This window comes from Streptomyces sp. 4F14 (assembly GCF_048159485.1).
Classification (GTDB): Bacteria; Actinomycetota; Actinomycetes; order Streptomycetales; family Streptomycetaceae; genus Streptomyces.
The window spans coordinates 350,501-372,621 of sequence record NZ_JBLRVY010000008.1; the positions used below are offsets into that span (position 1 = coordinate 350,501).

The window sequence follows — 22,121 nt, forward strand, 5'->3', positions numbered from 1 at the left end:
CCCGATCATGCTGTCCGCCGGATGGCGGCGCGTCCGGCGCCCGGACAGCATGATCGGCATGACGATCTCCCGCGCACTCGCCCTGACCCTCACGGCCACCGCCACGGCCCTGACCCTGTCCGCCACCCCGGTCTCGGCCCGCCCCTCCCCCGCCCTCGACTGGCGGCCCTGCGGGATCCCCGGCCAGGAGTGCGCCGACCTGCCCGTCCCGCTCTCGTACGACGACCCCGGCGGCCCTCAAGTCACCGTCGCCGTCTCCCGGTTGGCGAGCGCCGACCCCAGGGCCCGGCGCGGCACCCTGCTGGTGATCCCCGGCGGTCCGGGCGGCTCCGGCATCGCCAAGCTCTCCCAGCAGGGCGAGGCGCTGCGGCGGGAGCTGGGCAACACCTACGACCTCGTGAGTCTCGATCCCCGCGGAGTGGGCGCCAGTTCGCGGGCGAGCTGTGAACTGGAAGCCGAGAACCGGCAGTTGGTGACCCTGAGGCCCTGGCCGGCGGCGGACGGCACCATCGGGGAGAACGTCGAGCGGGCCCGGCGTTTCGCCCGATCCTGCGCCGACAACGGCGGGCCCCTGCTGCGCAGCCTCAGCACCCTCAACGAGGCCCGCGACATCGACCGGCTCCGGGAGGCGCTGGGCGAGGAGAAGCTGTCGGCGTACGGGTCGTCGTACGGGACGTACGTGGGAGCCGTCTACGCGCAGAAGTTCCCGGCGCGCACGGACCGTTGGGTGCTGGACAGCAACGACGACCCCAACCCCCGTGCGGTCGCCCGGGGTTGGCTGGCGAACATGGCGGTCGGTGCCGAGGCCCGCTTCCCGGACCTCGCGGCGTGGGCCGCCGACCCGGCGCGGGGGAACCTGCGGCTGGCCGAACGGCCGGACCAGGTGCGGGAGTTGTTCCTGTCGTACGCCGCCGAGCTGGACCGTGCGCCGCGCGCCACGACCACGCCCGGGATGCCGCTGACCGGGAACCGGCTGCGGCAGGCGATGCAGACCGTCCTCTACAACGACGCGGCGTTCCCGCAGTTCGCCGTGCTGATGAAGCAGGTGATGGACCCGGCGGCCACCCCCGTCCTCACCCCGGACATCGCGGGCCCGCTGTCCGACGAGGACGCGGCGGTCACCATGGCGGTGATCTGCAACGACGTGAGCTGGCCGAACTCCGTTGCCGCGTACGAGCGTTCGGTCGCCGAGAACCGTGCCCGGTATCCGCTGACCGCCGGGATGCCCGCGAACATCACCGCGTGCTCGTTCTGGAAGGACGCGCCGGCCGAGAAGCCGGTCCGGATCACCGGCGACGGCCCGTCCAACGTCCTGATGGTGCAGTTCCGCCGCGACCCGGCCACCCCGTACGCGGGCGCGCTGAACCTGCGCTCGGCGCTCGGCGACCGGGCCCGGATGGTCACCGTCGAGGGCGGCGGGCACGGCGTGTACCTGGGCAAGAACGCCTGCGCGGACCGGCTCGTGACCCGGTTCCTGGTGACCGGCGAGCGGCCCGCGCGGGACGTCGTCTGCGAGTGACCCGAAAGGCCGGTCGAAGAGCCCGCCGGTCAGGCTTCCACCGTAGGGCGCGGCGCCCGTCCGCCCAGTCCGAGCCGGGCCAGCAGGTGCTTGCGCTCCCGCGCGAACCCCGGGTCCGCCTGGTAGTCGGAGTGGCCCAGGAGGGGTGCGGGCAGCGGGTGCAGGGTCGTGCGCCCGTACTCCAAGGGGTCCGCGAAGGGGCCGCAGTCGACGTCCGGGAGGCGCACCGGGCCGCCTATCGGGTCGGTGAGGCGGTACAGGTTGCGCCAGCAGTCGACGTCCCCGTGCAGGGCCTTGAGGGAGTCCGGGCCGAAGTGGGCGGGGAACCAGCGGCCGTAGAGGCGCTCGATCGGCGAGCCGTAGGTGAGCAGGGCGACGCGCGCCCGGTCGGCGGGCTCCAGCTGCCAGGCCGCGGCGGCGGCCAGGACGCTGCCCTGGGAGTGGCCGGAGATGACGAGCCGGCCGCCGGTGGCGCGGGTCCAGGTGGTCATGCGCCAGGTCAGGTCGGGGACGGCGCGCTCGGCGTAGCAGGGGGGCGCGAAGGGGTGCGCGGCGCGCGGCCAGAACGTGCCGACGTCCCAGAGGATCCCTATCGTGCGCCGGGCGTGCGGGTCCTTGTACGCGCGCCGCCCCCAGGTGACGAACGTCAGGAACGCGAACCCGATGAGCCACGACCCGAGCGCCTGCCCGGTGCGCGCGGCCCCTTCGACGAACGGGTACGTCCCGACGGCGGCCCCCACCGGGGTCTTCCCGCTGGCCAGCGCGCCGACGACGGCCGCCGCGCCGAGCAGGAGCGTCGCCCCGGAGGTGACGCCGATGAGCAGGGGCGCCCGGTCGGTGAGGGCGGCCATCGCCCGCGCGCGGGAGATCGTGCGCGTGCGCGCGGGGTCGCCGTCCTCGACGCCGTACTCCTTCTCGACGGCGGGTTCCTGGGCCTTCGCCCTGCTCATGGCGCGCTGCCCGAGGAGCGCGCAGTGGGCGAGGACGACGAGGAGGACGGCCGGGATGACGGACGCCTGCCAGGTCAGCAGGACGGGCGGGCCGGGCAGGACGCCGCCGGTGCCGTCCAGCCAGTCGGCGACGCGCTGGGCGACGCCGCCGGACATGACGCCGCCGAGCGCGCAGGCCAGCATGACGACGGCGGGGCCGCCGAGGCCGCGCAGGGCTGAGCGGTGCTCGGGGTCGGCGCGGTACAGCCTGCGGGCGACGACCGCGAGGGCGACGGCGACCACGCCCTGGGCGACGGCGATGCCGCCGAAGGTGAGGTCGCCCGGCAGACGGCCCGTCGAGACCCAGCCGGGCCGCGACCAGGCCGCGTACACGAGGGCGTACGCCAGCACGGCGAGCGAGCCGAGCGGCAGGCGGCGTACGAGGTGGCGGTCGATCTTGTGGTCGAGGCGGTTCTCGGTGCGGCCGCGGCCGCAGACCACCCAGACGACGCTGACCGCGCCGACGATCAGGGTGGCCTCCAGGAGGTGTCCCAGGGCGTCCAGGAGGGCCGGTGCGCCGCGTTCGTGGTCCCGGCGGGCAGCAGCGGTACCGACGGTCGCCGCGACCGTCAGGAGGCCCGCGGCGGTGTGTGCGGCGCGCAGCCGGGAGACCAGGCGGCGGCCGTACCAGAAGCCGGGGCGGCTGAGGGTGGTCACCTCGTCGGGGCCGTCCGTGCGGGGCAGCGGCTCCTGCGACTCGTAGGCACGCCAGGTGCGGTGCGAGAGGTACCACAGCAGGGCGACCAGGGCCGTGGGGACGAGGGCGGCGAGCGCGAGGCGGCGGCCGGGCTGGCCCCACCAGCCGCCGGGTTCCAGGAAGCCGAGCCAGGAGTGGTGCTCCGCGCACGCGCGCGTGCCCGCGCACTGCCACGCGGTGAGGTCGAGGGCGACCTCGCAGGCGGCGGCGACCAGCAGGACGGTCAGGGAGAGCGCGGCGAGCCGTACCAGCAGGCCGTAGGCGCGTACCGTGCGCGTGCCCGCGCGGGCGGCCGGGCGCATCCAGTGGGCGAGGTTGACGACCATGAACGGCAGGAGCAGCAGCCACAGCGCGCGGGTGCCGTTGCCGGAGGTCAGGTTGGACCAGACGTACGCCTCCGGGATCGGCCGGTCCTGCGGCGGATCCGTACGGGTCTCCGCCTCGGCGTCGTCGGCGCGGCGGTAGACGGCCGCCGTGTCGTCGCCCGTGACCCGGACCGTGCGCGGGTCGTCGAGCATCTTCTCCGGTGTGGCCCCGCCCACGCCGTGGACGAGGAGTTCGAGGGCGGCCACCGGCTGGGCGGTCCCGCTCTCCTCAGGTGGTGCGGCAGGGCTCGGAACCCCGCCCACGATGAGACGTTCCACTGTTCGCACTTCCCCCGTGACGCGCCGTCGGCATCTTTCCGTGCCCAGCCAGGATGGCCGTCTCGGCCCATGAACACACCCGTTGTCACGGAATCTCCCCGTTCCGTGAGGCAACCGTGACGAGACGGTACGCGGGGGCAAGCGCTTGTCGTCCACCGGGCCTCCCGAAGCGGGCCGCGACAGCGCCTGCGACGTGCGAGGATGGATCGTCCCGACCCGACCGGGCGGGGTTCGACGCGGGAAGGACCGGAGCGTACGTGAGCGAGAATCAGAACCTCCTCGCGGAGCAGCGCCGCGCTCTCATCCTCGACGAGGTGCGCCGCCGCGGCGGCGTCCGGGTCAACGAACTCACGCGCAGGCTCGGTGTGTCGGACATGACGATCCGCCGCGACCTCGACGCACTCGCCAAGCAGGGCGTCGTGGAGAAGGTGCACGGCGGCGCCGTCCCCATCGTCGAGGCCAGCACCCACGAGCCGGGCTTCGAGGCCAAGTCGGGCCTCGAACTCACCGCGAAGGAGGACATCGCGGTGGCCGCGGCGACCCTCGTCGCCCCCGGCAGCGCGATCGCCCTCTCCGGCGGTACGACGACGTACGCGCTCGCGCACCGTCTGGTGGACGTGCCTGACCTGACCGTCGTCACGAACTCGGTGCGGGTCGCGGACGTCTTCCACGCCGCGCAGCGCGTCTCCGGGCCGCGTCAGGGCGCCGCGACCGTCGTACTGACCGGCGGGGTGCGCACCCCCTCCGACTCCCTCGTGGGCCCCGTCGCCGACCAGGCGATCGGCGCGCTCCACTTCGACGTGCTGTTCCTCGGCGTGCACGGCATATCCGTCGAGGCGGGCCTGTCGACGCCCAACCTCGCGGAGGCGGAGACCAATCGGCGTCTCGTGCACTCGGCGCGGCGGGTCGTCGTGGTCGCCGACCACACCAAGTGGGGTGTGGTGGGCCTGAGTTCGTTCGCGACGCTCGACCAGGTCGACTCGCTGGTGACGGACGCGGGGCTGCCGTCGGCGGCCCGGGCGGAGATGGCCGAGCATCTGCGGGTCGTGGTGGCGGGCGAGGCCGTGCAGGCCGTGGACATGTGACGGGTCGTCAGACTGGGTTTCCGACGGACCGTCAACTAGGGTGAGCGCCCCGCTGGTTCAGGAGGGAGGCGCCCGGTGCAACGTCATCTGGCCCTGGTGGGGCTTGAGTTCGTCGAGACCGCGCCCGTCCGGATGGTGTTCGCGCAGGAGGTGCGCGCGGCCCCGGACGCGGTGTTCCACGCCCTCGCCGACGACGTCCCCGGCTGGGCCGACTGGTTCCGTCAGGTACGGCTCGCCCGCCCGCTCGGGGACGGCGGGGAGCGCGAGATCCGGCTCGTGGGCGGCACCCGGTTCCGCGAGACGATCCTCGCGGCGAAGGGGCCCGAGGTGTACGCGTACCGGGTGGACACCGTCAACGCGCCCGGGCTGCGGGCGCTGGTGGAGGAGTGGCGGCTGATCCCGGCGGGCGGCGGGACGCGGGTGCGGTGGACGTTCGCCGCCGACGGTCCGCTTGTGCTGCGGCTGGCCCTCAAGGCGGCCCGGCCGGGGATGGGGTGGGCGTTCCGGGACGCGGTGCGGGCGCTGGACCGGCGGTTGGCGGGCTGAGGGGGCATCGGCGGCGGCGAGCAGGCCGACCGGGCATCCGGGCATCCGGGCATCCGGGCATCCGGGCATCCGGGCATCCGGGCATCATGATCATATGACCGCCCTCGACATGCCCGCGCCCCTGCCTCCGGCCCTGGCCCCGGCCCCGGCCCCGGCCGACAACGCCGCACACCCCCTGAGCGCCCGTACGACCGGAGGCGGCGTCCGATGACCCTCGTCCGCCACGCCCGCCCCGCCGATCTGCCCGAGGTCGTCCGGCTCGTCGCCGAGCACGCCGTCTACGAGAAGGCCGCCGCCCCTCCAGCCGACCTGGCCCGGCGGCTGGAGGGCCTGCTGTTCGGGGACTCCCCCGCGCGGCTGCGCTGCCTCGTCGCCGAGACGGACGGCGGCGAGCTCGCCGGATACGCCTCCTGCGCACCGGAGTTGTCCACCTGGGACGGGACCGAGTACCTCCACATGGACTGCCTCTTCCTGCGCGAGAGCCACCGGGGGCTCGGGCTCGGCCCGCTGCTGATGGACGCGGTGGTCGCCGAGGCGCGGGCGCTGGGGCTCACGGAGGTGCAGTGGCAGACGCCCGCGTGGAACACCGACGCGATGAGGTTCTACGACCGGCTGGGCGCCCGTGGCAAGGACAAGGTGCGGTACACGCTGCCGCTCGGCTGAAGGGCGTCCGGCAAAAGGCAGTTCAGCCCTGCCACTTCCCGGTCGCGAGCAGCGTCTCGATCGCCTCGCTGTACGGCGTGATGTCCAGCCCCTGCTGGTCGAGCCAGGCGTCGGAGTAGTACTTGTCGAGGTACCGGTCACCGGGGTCGCACAGCAGGGTCACGACACTCCCCTGCCGCCCCTCGGCGACCATCTCGGCGACGATCTTCAGGGCGCTCCACAGCCCGGTCCCCGTGGAGCCGCCGGCCTTGCGGCCGATGGCCGTCTCCAGGGCGCGTACGGCGGCGACGCTCGCGGCGTCCGGGACCTTCATCATCCGGTCGATCGCGCCGGGCACGAAGCTCGGTTCCATGCGCGGACGCCCGATGCCCTCGATCCGGGAGCCGCAGTCGCAGGTGACATCGGGGTCGCCGGTCGTCCAGCCCTCGTAGAAACAGGAGTTGTCGGGGTCGGCGACACAGATCCGGGTGTCGTACTGCATGTAGTGCACGTACCGGGCGATGGTCGCCGAGGTGCCGCCCGTGCCGGCCGTCGCGACGATCCACGCGGGCTCCGGGAAGCGCTCCAGCTCCAGTTGGCGGAAGACGGATTCGGCGATGTTGTTGTTGCCGCGCCAGTCGGTGGCGCGCTCGGCGTACGTGAACTGGTCCATGTAGTGCCCGCCGGTCTCGGCGGCGAGCCGGGCGGACTCCTCGTACATCGTGCGGGGGTCGTCGACGAAGTGACATCGGCCGCCGTGGAACTCGATCAGCCGGCACTTCTCCGCGCTGGTGGTGCGCGGCATGACGGCGACGAAGGGCACGCCGATCAGCTTCGCGAAGTACGCCTCCGACACGGCCGTCGAGCCACTGGACGCCTCGATGACCGGGCGCCCGGGGCGGACCCAGCCGTTGCACAGGCCGTACAGGAAGAGCGAGCGGGCCAGGCGGTGCTTGAGGCTGCCCGTGGGGTGCGTCGACTCGTCCTTCAGGTAGAGGTCGATGCCCCAGGACTCGGGGAGCGGGAACTTCAGCAGGTGGGTGTCGGCCGATCTGTTGGCGTCCGCCTGCACCTTGCGCACGGCGTCCTTCAGCCAGGCGCGGTACGCGTCGTCGCTGCGGTCGGCGTCCAGGGTCGCGGTCTGCTGGGGGGTGGTCACGGGGGGGCTCCTCATACGCTCGCTCAGGCGGCCGGACCTTCGATCATAGACACCCGTCACACGCTTCCCACCTGCATAAACACACCTTTGAGCGCCCCAAAGGAACCCTCAGGGGGCGCATTCGCGCGAGTGCTCCGGACGAGGGCCGCCGACCCCCGCCGGCCTCTGGTGCCGCACCGCCCCCGGCGGCAGACTGCACGGCACCGGGGGCGGACGAAGAGGACCACCCACAGGGGGGCTGACCTGTGCTGCGGTACCGCGAGGCGGTGACGGATCCCCGAAGTTGCGCCCACGCGCCCCCTGGGCCACCCTGAACTCACCTCACTCTGGGTTTACCGGCGATGACGCTGCGAACCAGCCCGCCGGCCTCGAAAGCAGCCGGCCGCTGTGCGGGACGCGCTGCCGGAACGATCCGAACTCCGTGTTCCTCCGGACCTCATGTCGGGGAGTCGCAGCCGTGATCAGCAACCCGAACAGGCACTGCACGGTAGAGCTGCAAGCCCTGCCGCCGCGGATCGGCCAGGTCCGCAGAATCGTCACCGCGCACCTGCGCTACTGGCAGTTGGACCCCCTCATAGACCGGGCCGCGCTCGGTGTGACGGAGCTGCTGGCCAACGTCCACCGGCACGCGCGGCCGGACAAGACCTGCGTGGTGGAGATGGAGCTGCTGCTCGGGCGGTTGACCGTCTCGGTGCGGGACCGCGACCCCCGGCTGCCCGTCGTGCCGGCCGCGGACGACCTCCACGACATCGACGCACTGGCCACCTGCGGCCGGGGGCTCGCGATGGTGGCGGCGGTCAGCGAGAGCTGGGGCGCGCGGTCGGAGGGGGCGGACGGCAAGGTCGTCTGGTTCACGCTGTCGGCGACGGACCGGGACGGCCCGGTGGTCGAACTCGCGCCCACGGCCGAGCACCGGTGGGCGGCCCGCGTCTGACCCCCGCTTCTCCGTGCCCTTAAGGTGGCCGGGCGACGGAGGAGGTTGTCATCGAACGCGTGGAAGTCGACGGCGCCGAGGCGGACGACGAGGACCTGAAGCTGCTCGCGCGCGCCAGTTACGCGCACTTCACCTCGATGCAGGTGCGCGGCGGCGCGGTCCGGGGCCTGGACCTGCACCTCGTACGGCTCGACACGAGCACCCGTGAACTGTTCGGCACCGGCCTGGACGCCGAGCGCGTACGGGCCTGCCTGCGCCACGCCCTCGCCGGGGGCCCGCAGGACGTGTCGGCCCGGGTGACCGTCTTCGCCCGCGCGCTGGACGCGGTGGCGCGCGGGGAGGCCGTGGAGCCCCGGATCGCGGTGACGGTCGGCGCTCCCGCCGAGGCGGGGTCCGAGCCGGTGCGGCTGCGCTCGGTGACGTACGAACGCGACCTGCCGCACGTCAAGCACGCCGCGACGTTCGGCCTCACCCGCCAGCGGCGTCTTGCGGCTCTCGCCGGGTACGACGACGCGCTGTTCACCGACCGGCGGGGCCGGATCTCCGAGGCGTCGGTCTGGAACGTCTGCTTCTACGACGGTGAGCGCGTCGTGTGGCCCGAGGCCGCCGTACTGCCGGGCATCACCATGCGGTTGCTCCAGCGGGGCCTGGAGGCCAAGGGCGTCCCGTCGGAGCGGCGCGCGTTGCGGCTCGCCGACCTCACCCCGGCGCTGTCGGCCTTCCTCACGAACTCGATCGACCCGGCGCTGCCGGTCGCGAGCGTCGACGGGGTGCGCCTCGCCGTGGACCCGGACGCCGCGAAGCTGCTCCTGGAGTGCTACGGGACGAACCCCTGGCAGCCCGTGTAGGCCGGGCCGCGTGCATCGCGGCCCGGCCGGGTTTTCCCGGTCTCACTCCATGGCCACGGCTCCCAGCACGCCGAGCCGTGCCGCCCTGCGCGCCGGCCGCAGCGCCGCCAGGACGCCCGCCGCCAGCCCCACCAGGGCCACGATCGCGAGCCGCGACACGGGGACGGCGAAGGCGAAGTCACTGTCGCTCGCCCCGTCGGACGCCCTCACGAGCACCCACCCGAGGAAGCCGCCCAGTCCCAGCCCACCCGTCGTGCCGAACGCCGCGACCAGCACCGATTCCCAGCGGACCATCGCCCGCAGTTGCGCCCGCGTCTGACCGACGGCCCTCAACAGGCCCAGTTCCCGGGTGCGTTCGTGGAGGGCGAGGGTCAGGGTGTTGGCGATGCCGAGCAGGGCGATGAGGACGGCGAGCGCCAATAGTGCGTAGACGAGGGTGAGCATCATGTCGATGCCGCTCGCCGAGGACCGGGCGTACTCGTCGCGGGTCTGCACCTCCGGATCGCCGTACCGGGCGGCGACCTGCTCGACGGCGGCCTTGCCGGCCTGTTCGCCGACGCCCGCCCTGAGGGAGACCGCGACCAGGGTGTCGTGGTCCTGGGTGCGGTGCGGGGCCCATGCCTGGCGGGTGATGACGTAGTCGCCGGCGAGTTCCGAACGGCCGTACAGGGCGCGGACGGTGAAGGTGAGGCGCTGTCCGTCCGTGAAGGTGAGGCGGGTCGTGGAGCCGACGGCGAGGTGCTGCTCGCGGGCCTCCGTGCGGGTGACCGCGATGCCGTCGGTGCCGAGGGTGCCCAGGTCGCCCTGGATCGTGCCGAGTTCGAAGGTGCGGGCCAGGGCGGTGGGGTCGGTGACCGTCAACTCCCGGCCGGAGCCGTTCACTTCGGCCACGCCCTTGCCGAGACCTACGGCCGTGGCGACCTCCGGCAGCTTGTCGAGCGCCGGGGCCAGGGCCGGGCTCAGTCCGCTGCCGCCCGCGCCGAACGCCGGTGCGCTCACGGCGAGATCGCCCGCGAAGGAGCGCGCGACGGTCCGGTCCATCGTCGCCTTGAGCGAGGCCCCGAACACGGTGAACAGGGACACCACGGCCACGCCGATCATCAGCGCGCTCGCCGTGGCGGCCGTCCGCCGGGGGCTGCGCAGCGCGTTGCGCAGGGCCAGGGCGCCGGTGACGCCGCGCAGCCTCGCCAGCGGGCCGCCCAGCAACCGGATCACGGCCGACGACGCGACCGGGCCCAGGACCACGAAGGCCGCCAGGACGAGTACGGCGCCAAGTCCCGCCGTCCACAGGGACGGTGAGACCAGGACGCCGGCCGAGATCGCCAGCAGTACGGCCCCGACGGCAGCTCGCCGGCGCGAGGCTCCCGACGCGTCGACCGCCACGTCCCGCAGGGCCGCCAGCGGTGCCGTGCGTCCGGCCCGGACGGCGGGCAGCAGCGCGGAGATCAGGCACACCACGATGCCGACCAGCAGGGGCAGGGCGAGCGAGAGGGCGCCGATCATCAACTCGCCGTCGGGGAAGGGGAATCCGATCGCCGGGAACAGGGCCTTGAGGCCGGCGGCGATGCCGATGCCGCCCGCGAGTCCGGCCGCCGACGCGGTCACCGCGACAACCGCCGCCTCGGTGAGGGTGGTTGCCGTGACCTGCCGCCGGGACGCGCCCACGGCCCGCAACAGGGCGTTCTCCCGGGTGCGTTGGGCGACGACGATCGCGAACGTGTTGTGGATGGAGAACGTCGCGACCAGCAGGGCGATTCCGGAGAAGACCAGCAGCAACGCCGTGAAGACGTCCAGGAACTGACGGGAGATCATGTCGGTGTCCTCGCGGGCGGACTCCTGGCCGGTGATGGCCTCGACTCCCTTGGGGAGGACGGGAGTCAGCCGCTGGACCAGCTCCTGCTGGCTCACCCCGTCCGCCGCCCGCACGAGGATGCCCGTCGCGAGGCCGGGGCGCGCGGTGAGGTACCGTTCCGCGTCCGCGCGGGTCAGGCCCGTGTAGGTGACCTGGGCCATGCCGTCGGCGCCGCCGAAGGTCGCCAGGCCCACGATCCTCACGCGTACGGGGTCGGGGGTGCGCAGGATCGTCGTGTCGCCGAGGCGCAGGCCGCCCTTCTTCGCGGTGGCCCGGTTGACGACGGCCTCTCCGGGGCGGGTGGGGGCGCGGCCCTCGGCGAGGCGGTACGGGTTCAGGCGCGGGTCGGTGATCCAGTTGCCGGCGAGGGTGGGCGGGCCCTTGCCGCCGATGGGCTTCCCGTCGCGGCCCAGGAGCTGTCCGGCGCCCTGGATGTCGGGCTCGGCGGCGGCGACGCCGGGGACGCGGGACAGGTCGCCGGCCAGCGCGGCCGGCACGGGCCGCCGTACGCCCTGGCTGTCGTCGGGGGTGGTGATCGCGTCGGCGCCCCTGACCACGGCGTCCGTGCCGGCGGTCGCGCTGCCGAACATCGTGTCGAAGCCCGCGCGCAGGGTGTCGCCCATCACGAGGGTGCCCGCGAGGAAGGAGACGCCGAGGAACACGGCGAGAAACGTTCCGGCGAAGCGGCGGCGGTGGGCGCGGAGGGCGGCGAGGCTGAGGCGGAGGGCGGTGCGGACGGAGTTGGGGGCGGGTGTGCCGGTGGGCGGTGGGGTGTCGGGTGCGGTGCCGTTCATGGCCGTGTCGCCCCCGCCCGTACCTCGAACGCCTTGAACCGGTCCAGCACCCGGTCCGCCGTCGGTGCCTGCATGCGGTCGACCAGGCGGCCGTCCGCGAGGAAGACGGCCTCGTCGGCGTGGGCGGCGGCGCGGGGGTCGTGGGTGACCATGACGACCGCGCGGCCGGTCTCGCGAGCGGTGCGGGCGAGGAGGCCGAGGACCTCTTCGCCCGCGCGGGAGTCGAGGTTGCCGGTGGGTTCGTCGGCGAAGACGACGTCGGGGCGTCCGGCGAAGGCGCGGGCGACGGCGACGCGCTGCTGCTGGCCGCCGGAGAGCTGCGAGGGGCGGTGGTGGAGGCGGTCGCGCAGGCCGACGACGTCGATCAACGCGTCGATCCACTCGTCGTCCCCGCGCCGCCCGGCGAGGTCGAGGGGCAGCCGGATGTTCTCGGCGACGGTGAGCGTCGGCAGCAGGTTGAACGCCTGGAACACGAACCCGACCCGGTCCCGGCGCAGCACCGTCAGGCGCCGGTCGTCGAGCGAGCCCAGTTCGGTGTCCCCGATCCACGCGGCCCCCGAGGTCAGCGTGTCGAGCCCGGCCGCGCAGTGCATCAGCGTCGACTTCCCCGACCCCGACGGCCCCATGATCGCGGTGAACCGCCCGGCGGGGAACTCCACGCTCACGCCGTCAAGCGCGCGTACGGCGGTGTCGCCGGCGCCGTACACCTTCACGGCGTCGACGACCCGCGCGGCGGTCGTGGCGGTCACGGCGTCTCACCCGCCTTGCGGCCGAAGTGCTCCTCCAGGACCGACTGGCGGCGCCAGTACTCGTCCTCGTCGATCTCCCCGGCGGCGAAGCGGCGGCCGAGGACGGCGAGGGGCGCGTCCCCGAGGGGGCGTGCGCCGGGGCGCGTTCGCCGTCCCGTGCGGCGTACGACGGTCACGACGGCGGCCACGGCCGCCGCCCAGACCAGGGGGAACAGCAGGATCCAGGGGCCGGGGCCCCCGTATCCGTTCGCCAGGGTGTTCATCGCCGGTCATCTCCTTCGGCAGCGGTCGGTCCGTCGCTGTCGAGGTTCTCGCCGGGAGGGGGCCGGGGTCGTCGCACGGGTGGCGGCACCTCGCGTACCTCCGGGGGAGTACGCGGGAGATCGCGCGGTCCTCCCCTGACGGCCCCCTGAAGTTCTGTAACTACTAGTATGTACAGTACGGTCATGAGCACCTCGGAACGCCTCATCGAGTCCACCCGCGAGCTGCTGTGGGAGCGCGGTTACGTCGGCACCAGCCCCAAGGCGATCCTGGAGCGCGCGGGCGCCGGGCAGGGCAGCATGTACCACCATTTCAAGGGCAAGCCCGACCTGGCGCTGGCCGCGATCCGGCGTACGGCCGAGGAGTTGCTCGCCACCGCGGAGGCGGCCCTCGACACGCCGGGCACTCCGTACGACCGCATCGCGGCCTACCTGCGCCGCGAGCGCGACGTCCTGCGCGGCTGCCCGGTCGGCCGTCTCACGATGGACCCCGACGTCATGGCCAGCCCCGAACTCCGGGCGCCCGTCGACGAGACGCTCGCCCGGATCCGCGCGCGGATCGCCGGGATCGTCGAACTCGGCCAGGAGCAGGGCGAGTTCGCGGCCTCACTGGACCCGGCGGAGATCGCCTCGGCGGTCGTGGCGACCGTCCAGGGCGGGTACGTCCTGGCCCGCGCCTCGGGCTCACCCGACGCGTTCGACGCGGGCGTCCGCGGCCTGCTCACCCTTCTCGCACCCCGGAACTGAAGGAACCCCCGTGCACGCGATGCAGTACGAAATCGCCCTCCCCGCCGACTACGACATGAGCGTCATCCGCGCGCGTGTGGCCCGCGTCGGGCACCTCCTCGACGACTGGCAGGGCCTCGGCCTCAAGGCGTACCTCGTACGCGAACGCGGCGTCGACGGCTCGCCGGTCAACCAGTACGCGCCGTTCTACCTGTGGCGCACCGTGCAGGGCATGAACCGCTTCCTGTGGGGCGGCCCGTTCCAGAAGCTGAGCGACGACTTCGGGCGGCCTGCCGTACGGCAGTGGAGCGGGGTGGCCTACGAGGCCGGCGGCGCCGCCGGTTCGCCCGCCGTCGTCGCCGTACGGCAGCGGGTGCCCGTCGCGGCGGACGAGGTGATGGCGGACGAGGCGGAAGCGGTCGGTGAACTCGCCCGCGGGGACGGGGTGTTGGTGGCCGCGGCGGGCGTGGACACCTCGCGGTGGGAGATCGTGCGGTTCTCGCTGTGGGCGCACGACGCCCCGAAGGCGGAGGGCGATGTGTTCCGTGTACTGCATCTGTCGGCGCCCGGGCTCGCGGAGTTGCCTAGGGGGCGGCAGTGGTGAGGGCCGTCCGGACGGTGCTGGGGGATGTGCCGCCCGAGCGGCTCGGCGTCTGCGACGCGCACGATCACCTGTTCCTCAGCAGTCCGCTCCTCCCCGGACAGGAGTTGCGCAGCGCCTCGGCCGCGCGGGCCGAGTTGGCCGCGTTCCGGGAGCTGGGCGGCGGGTCGGTGGTGCAGTGGACGCCTTACCGGATGGGGCGGCGCGCGGCCGATCTGCCGTCCCTGGCACGGGAGTCGGGGGTGAACATCGTCGCCGCGACCGGGTTGCACCAGGCGCGGCACTACGGCGACGAGGTCCTGGCGGAGGTGCGTGGGCCCCGGCTCGCGGAGGTGTTCGTCGCCGAACTCACCGTGGGGATCGGGGTGTCGGGGGTGCGGGCGGGGCTCGTGAAGGTGGCGGGCGGCTTCCACGGGCTCGATGCGCACGCCCGGTGGACCATGGCCGCCGCCGCCGAGGCCCACCGTGCGACCGGGGCGCCGATCGCCGTCCATCTGGAGCTGGGGACGGGGGCGCTCGACGTACTCGACCTGCTGTGCGGGGAGTTGGGGGTGCCGCCGGAGCGGGTGGTTCTGGGGCACCTCAATCGTTCACCCGATCTCGTGATGCATCGTCATATCGCCGAGAGCGGCTGCTACTTGGCCTTCGACGGGCCGTCGTCCGCTCATCACGCCACCGACTGGCGGATGCCGGACGCCGTACTCGCCCTCGTCGAGGGCGGGTTCGGTCAGCGGCTGCTTCTCGGGGGCGACACGACGACCGCTGCCGCACGGTCGGTGAATGGTGGGCCGGGGATGCCGTATCTGTTGCGGAGGGTGCGGGAGCGGCTGGTGGCGGGGGTCGGGGAGGGGGTGGTGGGGCGGATGTTCACGGAGAACGCGGGGCGGGCGTTCTCCGTGGAGTGGCGGTGAGGGGGTGGTGCGCGGGAGTTGTCAGCCGCGCCGGGGCGGCGAACAGGGGGAACCGCTCCGGGGCGTGGTGGCGCGTGGGAGCGTTCAGCCGTGCCGGCGCATGGCGGTGAGCGTCAGCCGTTGCGCTTCGTGTCCGTCTCCGGCCCCGTCTCGAAGCTCGCGAAGTACGCCGCCGCCATGTCCTCCTCGCCGTGTCCCGCCGCTGCCGCCCGTGCCAGGCGTTCGGCGGCGGCCTCGGCGACGTCGAGGCGGACTCCGTGGGAACGCCCCGCCTCGGCGATCAGGCGGGCGTCCTTCTCGGCCGTCGTCACGCCGAACTGGGCCGGGGACAGGCGGTCTTCGAGGATGAGGGCCGCCTTGGCGTGGAGGTAGCCCATGTCGAGGGGGCCGCCGGCGATCAGGGCGAAGAAGTCCTGCGGGTCGACGTCGAGGGCCTGGGAGAGGGCGAGGACCTCGCCGGTGGCGGCGGTCGCGGCCAACACCCAGCTGTTGGCGACGAGTTTGAGCCGCGTCGCGCCGCCGGGCTCCTCGCCGGTCCACACGGTCCGGGCGCCGACCGCGTCGAACACCGGGGCGACAGCGGCGCGTTGGGAGACGGCGCCCGCCGCCAGCACCGTGAGCTGTCCCGCCTCGGCCGGCTGCCGGGTGCCGAGGACGGGGGCGTCGAAGAAGACCAGACCGTGAGCCTCGGCGAAGTCCGCGAGCCGGCCGACCGAGTCGAGCGCGGCGGTCGTCGACTGGACCCACAGGGTGCCCTCGCCCAGGCCCGGCAGCGCGTCGCGCATGACGTCCAGGACCGCGCCGCCGTCGTACAGCATGGTCACCACGGCGTCCGCGCCGCGCACCGCCTCGGCGGGGGTGTCCACGACGCGCGCGCCGTCGGCGGTCAGCGGTTCGGCCTTGGCGCGGGTGCGGTTCCAGGCGTGGACGGTGTGTCCGGCGCGGGCGAGGTTGCGGGCCATCGCGGCGCCCATGATGCCGGTGCCGAGGACGGCGACGGTGAGTTTCTCGTTCATGGGCTCATCCTCCCTGCGTACGCGCGCGGTACGCGAACCGACGCGGCTCACGCCTCGCCCCTGTTTCACGCCACCGCGATGTCCACGGACGGCCTCAGCCGGGCCGCCGCGGCCAGCGCCTGATGCGCGGGATGCTCGTCGAACGCCTTCAACAACTTGGCGTCGGCGGGGAGTTCGGCGGCCGGGAACGCGACCTGCTCGTACGCCGCCTGGAAGCGCGGCCCCCAGCGCCGGGCCCCGAGCCGGGCGGTGCGCGAGCAGTTGTCGACCATGTGGGCGACGTCGCGGGCGTGCATGTACGGCAGCAGCGAGTCCACGGCCTCGATCACCGACTCGTTGACGATCTCGGACCACGGGTGCCCGCGTTCGGCGAACTCGTCGATCTGCGCGACCATCGTCGCGACGAACACCCCGGCGGTGAACGGCTCGACGGCGACCGCGACTTGACCGCGCCGGGCCTGGACGCGAGGCGCAGCCGCCCACATCGGCGACCCGCCGATCCGGCTCATCTCCCGTGCCACGAGCCGCCGTTCGGCCAGGATCACGCTGCGCAGCTCGGTGCCGTCGGCGACCTCGTCGTAGATCTCGGCGACGATCTCCCGCGCGGGCCCGTACGCCGCGGTGTAGGCGCGGTCGAAGACGTCCCGCTCCGCGTCCCCCAACTCCTCGCGCACGGCGCGCAGTCCGGCGCGCGAGACAGTGCGGGCGATGGGCCCGGTCACGGCCTCGCAGGACCTCTCGTACGCCGTGACCTCGTCGTCCCCGGCCAGCCGGAACCGTCCGTACAGGCTCTCGACCATGCCGTGCACGGCGCCGAGCAGGATGGCGCGCTCGCCGACGATGTCCGAGAGGTACTCGCTCTCCAGGGTGGTCCGGAAGGTGTACGGCGCCCCGAGGGCGACGGACCAGCCGAGGGCGAGGTCGGTGGCGCGGCCGTCGGGGTCGGCGTGGACGGCGAAACTGGCGTTGATCCCGGCGCCGTTGACCTCCGCGCCCTGTTCGTAGAGGCGGCGGACGGAGTCGCCCATGCCCTTGGGGCAGACGGCGATGACACCGTGTCCGGGCGGGAACTCCCCGCCGGTCTCCCGGAGATGGCCGAGGAGGAAGCCGTGCGAGAGGCCGATGACGGCGCCCGGTTTCAGCACGCCGAAGATCTCCTCGTGGTGGGCGGCGAGGGCCGCGTCCGCGATGAGCAGGATCACGAGGTCGCTCGCGGCGGCGACGGTGAGCCAGTCGCCGAGGGTGCCGTCCTCCTCGGTGAAGCCGAGGGCTCGGGCGTCGGCGGCGGAGCGGGAGCCGGGGCGCAGTCCGACGGTGACCCGGATCGGTGAACCGGCGAGGGAGTCACGGAGGTTGAGGGCCTGGGCGCGGCCCTGCGGACCCCAGCCGAGGACGCCGATGCGCTCGACGCCCGCGAACGCCTCGGGCAGCAGGGGGAAGAGGTGGCGTCCGCCGGGGAGGACGGTCTCCGTGCCGCCGGGGACGTCGAGGGTGTCGAGGGGGAAGACGCGGGAGGTGAAGGTCATGTCCGAGTTGTAGGCTCCGGCCAGGTGTTGCGACAAGCGCAACTCTCGCATCGCCGCGTTGCATCAAACGAAACGGGCAGGTCAGAGTATGCGGGACGACCATCGGGAGCTGAGGCTCTTCCTCCATCTGGCGCAGTCGCTGAACTTCGGGCGGACCAGTCTGGACTGCCACGTCAGTCCGGCGACGCTCACGCGGACGGTGCAGCGGCTGGAGACGGACCTCGGTCACCGGCTCTTCGACCGGGGACCGCGCGGGGTCGCGCTCACTGCCGAGGGCCACCGCTTCCGCGAATACGCCGCCCAGGCGCTGGAGTTGTGGCGCGCGTACCGCGAGGAGCATCCCGACCCGGCTCAACTCACCGGCAACCTCTCGGTGTTCGCGACGGTCACGGCCTGCCAGGCGCTGCTGCCCGCCCTGTTGGCGCCGTTCCGCGCGGCCCACCCCCACGTACGGCTGGACCTGCGCACCGGGGACGCGGCGGCGGCGCTGGCCCGGCTCGACGAGGGCGACGCGGACGTCGCCGTGGCGGGTATTCCGGAGCGGCTCCCGGAGGGGCTGGCGAGCAGGACGGTCGCGACGACGGAGCTGGTGTTCGTGACGACGCGCGGCGGTGCGGGGGACTCCGGGCTGGAACGCAGCCAGGACTCCGGGCCTGGGCGTGCCGGCCTTCCGGGTAGCGACCCTGCGCGTGCCGGCCTTGCGGGTAGCGAGCCGGCGCACATCAGCGAGGCGCCCGCCGCGAACCCCGCGCCGGCGCGCACCACCCCGCCTCACTCCCCCACCGGCCCCTTCGTCCTCCCCCAGCGCGGCCTGGTCCGCGAGGCCGCCGACCGCTGGTTCCGCGCCCGGGGTCTGACCCCCGAGGTCGCCTGCGAACCCGACGGCCACGAAGCCCTGTTGGCGCTCGTCGCCCTCGGCTGCGGAACCGGCATCGTCCCCCGGCTGGTCCTGGAGCACAGCGCCGTGCGCGACCGCCTGACCGTCGTCCCCGTGGCACCGGAGCCGGAGCCCCTCACGGTCGGCCTCTGCGTACGCCGGGCGGATCTGCGGCGACCGGCGGTGGCGGCCCTGTGGAGCCTCACCGCGCTTAATTGACCACTCGTTCTCGAATGACCTAGGCTCCCCGCATGGCGAGGACCAAGGAATTCGACCCGGACGCCGCCCTCCAGGCAGCCCTGGAGCTGTTCTGGCGGCGCGGCTACGAGGCCACCTCGATGGCCGACCTCGTCGAGCATCTCGGCATCGCCCGCGCCAGCATCTACGCCACCTTCGGCAGCAAGCACGACCTGTACCTCAAGGCGCTCGACCGCTACGGCGAGCTCATGAACCCGGCGCTGGTACAGGAGTTGTCCGCGCCGGGCCCCGCGCTGCCCGGCGTCCGGGAGGTCGTCCGGCGCTTCGCCGCCGAGTCCACGGCCGAACCCGCCCGCGCACGCGGCTGTTTCGTCGCGAACACGGCCGTCGAACTCGCCCCGCACGACCCCGCGGCCGCGCTCCGCGTCGAGGCGGGCTGGGAGCACCTGGAGACGCTGCTGCACTCGGCGCTCGTACGGGCCCAGGCCCAGGGCGAGTTGACGCCGGACCGCGATCCGCACGCGCTCGCCCGGATGCTGCTGGTCCTCCTCCAGGGTCTGCGGGTCGTCGGCAAGGCGTCGGCGGATCCGGCGGCGCGGGTGCGGGACGCGGCGGAGCAGGCGCTGACCTTGCTGGACTGACACCCTCACCCTTTCGCGAGACCGCCCTCAACCACAGACACCCCCACCCTCACCCAACCCCTGCCCTTATTCAAGACCGTTCGTTCTGGAAAGGCTACCCATGTCCCAGCAGCGTTTCTCCGGCCGCACAGCCCTCGTCACCGGCGCCGGTTCCGGCATCGGCCGCGCCCTCGCGCTCGCCTTCGCGGCCGAGGGTGCGAACGTCGTCGCCGCCGGACGCACCCGTGCCGCGCTGGAGGAGACGGTCGCGCTCGTCGAGCAGGCGGGCGGCACGGCGCTCGCCCTGCCCGCCGACGTCACGGACCCCGACAGCGTCGACGCGCTGGTCGGGGCCACCGTAGAGCGGTTCGGCTCCCTCGACGTCGCGGTGAACAACGCCGGGATCATCCGGGCCGGGCAGCCGCTCGCCGACACCGACCCGGCGGACTGGCACGCGGTCCTGGACACCAACCTGACCGGCCTCTTCCTCGCGCTGCGGGCCGAGATACGGCAGATGCGCGCCCAGCCGCGCGGCGGCGCGATCGTCAACGTCGCCTCGAACCTCGGTGCGTACGCGCAGAAGCCGGGCGTGACCGCCTACTCCGCGAGCAAGGCCGCCGCCGTCTCCCTCACCCGGGGCGCCGCCCTGGAACACATCCGTGACGGCGTCCGCATCAACTCCGTGAGCCCCGGCGTCACTCGGACGTCCATGTCCCTGCTGCCGGGCGAGACGGAGGAGGGCCGGGCGGCGCGGATGAAGGAGCAGTCACCGCTCGGCCGGTCCGTCACGACCGCCGAAGTCGCCGAAGCCGTCCTGTACTTGGCGTCGGACACTTCGGCCCCGCTGGTCGGCACGGACCTGCTGATCGACGGCGGAACGACGCTCTGACGCGACGCGCCCCAAAGAAGAACGCCCCCGGAGAAAGCCGCCCCCGCCTATCCGCCCAGCGTCCCCAACGGATCGTCCAGCACCGGCTGCCACGCCAACTCGGCAGCCCCCACCAGGCTGTTGTGGCCCAGCGAACAGGCGATGATCGGCACACTCCCGCTCCTCCCCCACAGGCTCCGCTCGGCGACGACGGCCCGTAGCCGCTCCGGGTCGGCGTCGAAGAGCGTGCCGTGCAGTCCGCCGAGGATGATGCGGTCGGGGTTGAGGATGTTCACCAGCCCGGCGAGCCCCAACCCCAGCCGGTCGATGAGGCATTCGGCCGCGGCGCGGACCACGGGGTCGCCGTACTCCTCGCGGATCAGCCGGTTCGCCTGGTGCAACAGCGAGCCCTCGGGCCCGGGTTCGCGCCCGGCGGTGGTCAACAGGGCCAGCGGGTCGGCCTCGACGTCGAGGCAGCCGCGGCTGCCGCAGTGGCAGGGGCGGCCCTCGGGGTTCACCGTGAGGTGGCCGACCTCCAGCGCGAGCCCCGAACTCCCCGTGTGCAGACGGCCGTCGAGGACGAGGGCGCCGCCGACGCCCCGGTGCCCGGTGGCCACGCACAGCAGGTCGCGGGCGCCCCGCCCGGCGCCGTGCCGGTGCTCGGCGAGCGCCGCGAGGTTCACGTCGTTCGCGGCGAACGCGGGCCCCTCGACACCGGCCGCGGCGATCCGCTCGGCGAAGATCTCCCGCACCGGCGCCCCCACCGGCCAGGCCAGGTGCAGGGGGTTGAGGGCCAGGCCCTCGGGCTCGGCGACGGCCGAGGGGACGGCGAGCCCGGCGCCGACGCAGCGGCGTCCGCTGCTGAGCAGCAGCTCGGCGCCCGCCTCGACGACCGCGCTGAGGATCTTCGCCGGATCCGCGTCGACCGCCTCACAACTCGGCGTCGTCGCCACGATCCTGCCGCCCAGCGCGACCAACGCGGCCCGGAAACCGTCGGCGTGGACCTGCGCGGCCAGCACCACCGGCCCGTCCTCGGCGAGTTCGAGCCGGTGGGAGGGGCGGCCCTGGGAACCGGCGGCGGCCGTCGGATGCGCGTCCACCCGGATCACGCCGAGCGCCTCCAGTTCGGCGGCGACCGCGCCCGCGGTGGCGCGTGTCACACCGAGTTCGGCGGTGAGGACCGCGCGCGTCGGCGCCCGCCCGGTGTGCACGAGCTCCAGCGCGGGCCCGAGCGCACCGCGTCCCCGGTCCAACCGCGCCCTTGAGGTGGTCCCTTCCCCCGCCGGCCGGGGGTCCGCCTTGCCGCTCATGAGGGCGAGTCTCCCATGATCCGCTCGGTGTCGTGGCCGTGCGCGAATCCGCTGACGCGCAGCGTCACGTTCAGCCGCCCGGTGAGCCCGAGCCCCTCCGGCGCCGTCCCCGCAAGCACCTTCGGCACCCCGTGGTACGCCAGCCGCGAGTCCCCGCCGAACACGAACAGGTCCCCGCTGCGCAGCTCGACGTCCGTGTACGGCCGCCCCCGCGTCCCGGCGTTCCCGAACCGGAACACGCAGCGGTCCCCCAGGCTCAGCGACACGACCGGCGCATCCGACCGCTCCTCGGCGTCCCGGTGCATGCCCATCCGGGCGTCCCCGTCGTAGAAGTTCACCAACGCGATGTCGTACGCCGGCCCCGGGTCCGGCGGGGTGCCGTACGCCGCCGCGACCGCCCGCCGCGCCAGCTCCCCGAGCCACGCGGGGAAGGGTTTCACCGGGCTGCCGTCCCCGTCGGCGGCCGTGCATGAGTAGGCGTACGGGTACCAGTGCCAGCCCAGGCAGACCTGGCGGGCGGTCATGGTGCCGCCGCCCGGGGTGCGGACCGTGCGCAGGCCTGCCGGGGGGCGGGCCCACTCCCGGCAGGCCGTGAGGAGGTCGCGCTGGGCGGCCTCGTCCAGCCAGTCGGGTACGTGCACGGCGCCCGGGGCGACCCGCGTACGCTCCCGGGGAAACAGCTCGGCGTCCATCGGACCATCTTGCCGCACCCGGTCTGAGCTGGGGTTCGGCTAGCCTGGCTGACGATGA

The 22,121-nt window shown here is 73.8% G+C and carries 21 protein-coding genes; 12 read left to right on the forward strand and 9 right to left on the reverse strand.

The annotated features are described in order from the left end of the window. Positions 1-49 precede the first annotated feature (49 nt). A complete protein-coding gene (locus ACLZOT_RS16930) occupies positions 50-1,519 on the forward strand; it encodes an alpha/beta hydrolase (protein WP_416969815.1) in 1,470 nt (489 codons plus the stop codon). Between the two features lie 29 nt (positions 1,520-1,548). Here the strand turns inward: ACLZOT_RS16930 and ACLZOT_RS16935 are convergent, their stop codons facing one another. Next, complete coding sequence (locus ACLZOT_RS16935) at positions 1,549-3,849, reverse strand: hypothetical protein (RefSeq protein WP_416969739.1); 2,301 nt, start codon at positions 3,847-3,849, stop codon at positions 1,549-1,551. A 257-nt stretch (positions 3,850-4,106) separates the two neighbouring features. Between ACLZOT_RS16935 and ACLZOT_RS16940 the strand changes: the two genes are divergently transcribed. The 3 genes from ACLZOT_RS16940 (at position 4,107) to ACLZOT_RS16950 (ending at position 6,143) form a co-directional block, all read left to right on the forward strand. Beyond that, entirely contained in the window at positions 4,107-4,934 is an 828-nt protein-coding gene (locus ACLZOT_RS16940; RefSeq protein WP_416969740.1) for a DeoR/GlpR family DNA-binding transcription regulator, read from the forward strand. A gap of 132 nt (positions 4,935-5,066) precedes the next feature. Beyond that, the gene (locus ACLZOT_RS16945) at positions 5,067-5,480 is read left to right on the forward strand and encodes an SRPBCC family protein (protein WP_416969816.1); all 414 of its coding nucleotides are present in this window, start codon (positions 5,067-5,069) and stop codon (positions 5,478-5,480) included. Between the two features lie 207 nt (positions 5,481-5,687). Further along, positions 5,688-6,143, forward strand: a complete 456-nt coding sequence (locus ACLZOT_RS16950) for a GNAT family N-acetyltransferase (protein ID WP_416969741.1) — start codon at positions 5,688-5,690, stop codon at positions 6,141-6,143. A 22-nt stretch (positions 6,144-6,165) separates the two neighbouring features. On the opposite strand, the gene ACLZOT_RS16955 is transcribed toward ACLZOT_RS16950, so the two are convergent. Continuing rightward, positions 6,166-7,281 carry a PLP-dependent cysteine synthase family protein gene (locus ACLZOT_RS16955; protein WP_416969742.1) on the reverse strand — a complete coding sequence of 372 codons (1,116 nt, stop codon included), beginning with the start codon at positions 7,279-7,281 and terminating at the stop codon, positions 6,166-6,168. A 457-nt stretch (positions 7,282-7,738) separates the two neighbouring features. Between ACLZOT_RS16955 and ACLZOT_RS16960 the strand changes: the two genes are divergently transcribed. Both ACLZOT_RS16960 and ACLZOT_RS16965 read left to right on the forward strand, forming a co-directional pair. Further along, positions 7,739-8,215, forward strand: a complete 477-nt coding sequence (locus ACLZOT_RS16960; RefSeq protein WP_416969743.1) for an ATP-binding protein — start codon at positions 7,739-7,741, stop codon at positions 8,213-8,215. A gap of 59 nt (positions 8,216-8,274) precedes the next feature. Next, entirely contained in the window at positions 8,275-9,063 is a 789-nt protein-coding gene (locus ACLZOT_RS16965) for an aminotransferase class IV family protein (protein ID WP_416969744.1), read from the forward strand. Positions 9,064-9,105: 42 nt separating this feature from the next. On the opposite strand, the gene ACLZOT_RS16970 is transcribed toward ACLZOT_RS16965, so the two are convergent. Genes ACLZOT_RS16970 through ACLZOT_RS16980 form a run of 3 tightly spaced genes read right to left on the reverse strand, consistent with a single transcriptional unit; the run spans position 9,106 to position 12,721 of the window. Next, positions 9,106-11,709, reverse strand: a complete 2,604-nt coding sequence (locus tag ACLZOT_RS16970) for an ABC transporter permease (protein ID WP_416969745.1) — start codon at positions 11,707-11,709, stop codon at positions 9,106-9,108. Further along, positions 11,706-12,458, reverse strand: coding sequence for an ABC transporter ATP-binding protein (locus ACLZOT_RS16975; RefSeq protein WP_416969746.1), 753 nt, complete (start codon positions 12,456-12,458; stop codon positions 11,706-11,708). The genes ACLZOT_RS16970 and ACLZOT_RS16975 overlap by 4 nt, the downstream gene beginning before the upstream one ends. Beyond that, positions 12,455-12,721, reverse strand: coding sequence for an SHOCT domain-containing protein (locus ACLZOT_RS16980; RefSeq protein ID WP_416969747.1), 267 nt, complete (start codon positions 12,719-12,721; stop codon positions 12,455-12,457). Before ACLZOT_RS16980 ends, ACLZOT_RS16975 begins: the two co-directional genes overlap by 4 nt. Positions 12,722-12,889: 168 nt before the next feature. On the opposite strand from ACLZOT_RS16980, the gene ACLZOT_RS16985 reads away from it, so the two are divergent. Genes ACLZOT_RS16985 through ACLZOT_RS16995 form a run of 3 tightly spaced genes read left to right on the forward strand, consistent with a single transcriptional unit; the run spans position 12,890 to position 14,956 of the window. Beyond that, positions 12,890-13,465, forward strand: a complete 576-nt coding sequence (locus ACLZOT_RS16985; protein WP_416969748.1) for a TetR/AcrR family transcriptional regulator — start codon at positions 12,890-12,892, stop codon at positions 13,463-13,465. 10 nt (positions 13,466-13,475) lie between these two features. After that, on the forward strand, positions 13,476-14,048 hold the full coding sequence (locus ACLZOT_RS16990; RefSeq protein WP_416969749.1) for a DUF4865 family protein: 573 nt from the start codon (positions 13,476-13,478) through the stop codon (positions 14,046-14,048). Further along, positions 14,045-14,956, forward strand: coding sequence for a phosphotriesterase family protein (locus ACLZOT_RS16995; protein ID WP_416969817.1), 912 nt, complete (start codon positions 14,045-14,047; stop codon positions 14,954-14,956). Before ACLZOT_RS16990 ends, ACLZOT_RS16995 begins: the two co-directional genes overlap by 4 nt. A gap of 113 nt (positions 14,957-15,069) precedes the next feature. Here ACLZOT_RS16995 and ACLZOT_RS17000 read toward each other — a convergent pair whose 3' ends face one another. Continuing rightward, positions 15,070-15,972, reverse strand: coding sequence for an NAD(P)-dependent oxidoreductase (locus tag ACLZOT_RS17000; RefSeq protein WP_416969750.1), 903 nt, complete (start codon positions 15,970-15,972; stop codon positions 15,070-15,072). Positions 15,973-16,037: 65 nt separating this feature from the next. Continuing rightward, positions 16,038-17,498 (reverse strand): ketol-acid reductoisomerase, encoded by a 1,461-nt coding sequence (locus tag ACLZOT_RS17005; protein WP_416969751.1) that lies wholly within the window; start codon positions 17,496-17,498, stop codon positions 16,038-16,040. An 88-nt stretch (positions 17,499-17,586) separates the two neighbouring features. Between ACLZOT_RS17005 and ACLZOT_RS17010 the strand changes: the two genes are divergently transcribed. The 3 genes from ACLZOT_RS17010 to ACLZOT_RS17020 all read left to right on the forward strand — a co-directional run bounded on the left by ACLZOT_RS17010 (position 17,587) and on the right by ACLZOT_RS17020 (position 20,082). Further along, positions 17,587-18,594: a LysR substrate-binding domain-containing protein gene (locus ACLZOT_RS17010; protein ID WP_416969752.1), complete on the forward strand. Its 1,008-nt coding sequence runs from the start codon at positions 17,587-17,589 to the stop codon at positions 18,592-18,594. 32 nt (positions 18,595-18,626) lie between these two features. Continuing rightward, the gene (locus ACLZOT_RS17015; protein ID WP_416969753.1) at positions 18,627-19,214 is read left to right on the forward strand and encodes a TetR/AcrR family transcriptional regulator; all 588 of its coding nucleotides are present in this window, start codon (positions 18,627-18,629) and stop codon (positions 19,212-19,214) included. Between the two features lie 100 nt (positions 19,215-19,314). Further along, positions 19,315-20,082 (forward strand): SDR family NAD(P)-dependent oxidoreductase, encoded by a 768-nt coding sequence (locus ACLZOT_RS17020; RefSeq protein ID WP_416969754.1) that lies wholly within the window; start codon positions 19,315-19,317, stop codon positions 20,080-20,082. A 47-nt stretch (positions 20,083-20,129) separates the two neighbouring features. Here the strand turns inward: ACLZOT_RS17020 and ACLZOT_RS17025 are convergent, their stop codons facing one another. Beyond that, on the reverse strand, positions 20,130-21,371 hold the full coding sequence (locus tag ACLZOT_RS17025) for an ROK family protein (RefSeq protein ID WP_416969755.1): 1,242 nt from the start codon (positions 21,369-21,371) through the stop codon (positions 20,130-20,132). Next, positions 21,368-22,063: an alpha-ketoglutarate-dependent dioxygenase AlkB family protein gene (locus ACLZOT_RS17030; RefSeq protein WP_416969756.1), complete on the reverse strand. Its 696-nt coding sequence runs from the start codon at positions 22,061-22,063 to the stop codon at positions 21,368-21,370. The genes ACLZOT_RS17025 and ACLZOT_RS17030 overlap by 4 nt, the downstream gene beginning before the upstream one ends. Between the last annotated feature and the right edge of the window lie 58 nt (positions 22,064-22,121).

Bases quoted from the DNA above. Each gene is read 5' to 3' on its own strand.
- ACLZOT_RS16970 (WP_416969745.1), bottom strand. From the start codon at position 11,709: ATGAACGGCACCGCACCCGACACCCCACCGCCCACCGGCACACCCGCC.
- ACLZOT_RS16950 (WP_416969741.1), top strand. From the start codon at position 5,688: ATGACCCTCGTCCGCCACGCCCGCCCCGCCGATCTGCCCGAGGTCGTC.
- ACLZOT_RS17020 (WP_416969754.1), top strand. From the start codon at position 19,315: ATGTCCCAGCAGCGTTTCTCCGGCCGCACAGCCCTCGTCACCGGCGCC.
- ACLZOT_RS17010 (WP_416969752.1), top strand. From the start codon at position 17,587: ATGCGGGACGACCATCGGGAGCTGAGGCTCTTCCTCCATCTGGCGCAG.
- ACLZOT_RS17000 (WP_416969750.1), bottom strand. From the start codon at position 15,972: ATGAACGAGAAACTCACCGTCGCCGTCCTCGGCACCGGCATCATGGGC.
- ACLZOT_RS17030 (WP_416969756.1), bottom strand. From the start codon at position 22,063: ATGGACGCCGAGCTGTTTCCCCGGGAGCGTACGCGGGTCGCCCCGGGC.
- ACLZOT_RS16980 (WP_416969747.1), bottom strand. From the start codon at position 12,721: ATGAACACCCTGGCGAACGGATACGGGGGCCCCGGCCCCTGGATCCTG.
- ACLZOT_RS17015 (WP_416969753.1), top strand. From the start codon at position 18,627: ATGGCGAGGACCAAGGAATTCGACCCGGACGCCGCCCTCCAGGCAGCC.
- ACLZOT_RS17025 (WP_416969755.1), bottom strand. From the start codon at position 21,371: ATGAGCGGCAAGGCGGACCCCCGGCCGGCGGGGGAAGGGACCACCTCA.
- ACLZOT_RS17005 (WP_416969751.1), bottom strand. From the start codon at position 17,498: ATGACCTTCACCTCCCGCGTCTTCCCCCTCGACACCCTCGACGTCCCC.
- ACLZOT_RS16985 (WP_416969748.1), top strand. From the start codon at position 12,890: ATGTACAGTACGGTCATGAGCACCTCGGAACGCCTCATCGAGTCCACC.
- ACLZOT_RS16945 (WP_416969816.1), top strand. From the start codon at position 5,067: ATGGTGTTCGCGCAGGAGGTGCGCGCGGCCCCGGACGCGGTGTTCCAC.
- ACLZOT_RS16930 (WP_416969815.1), top strand. From the start codon at position 50: ATGATCGGCATGACGATCTCCCGCGCACTCGCCCTGACCCTCACGGCC.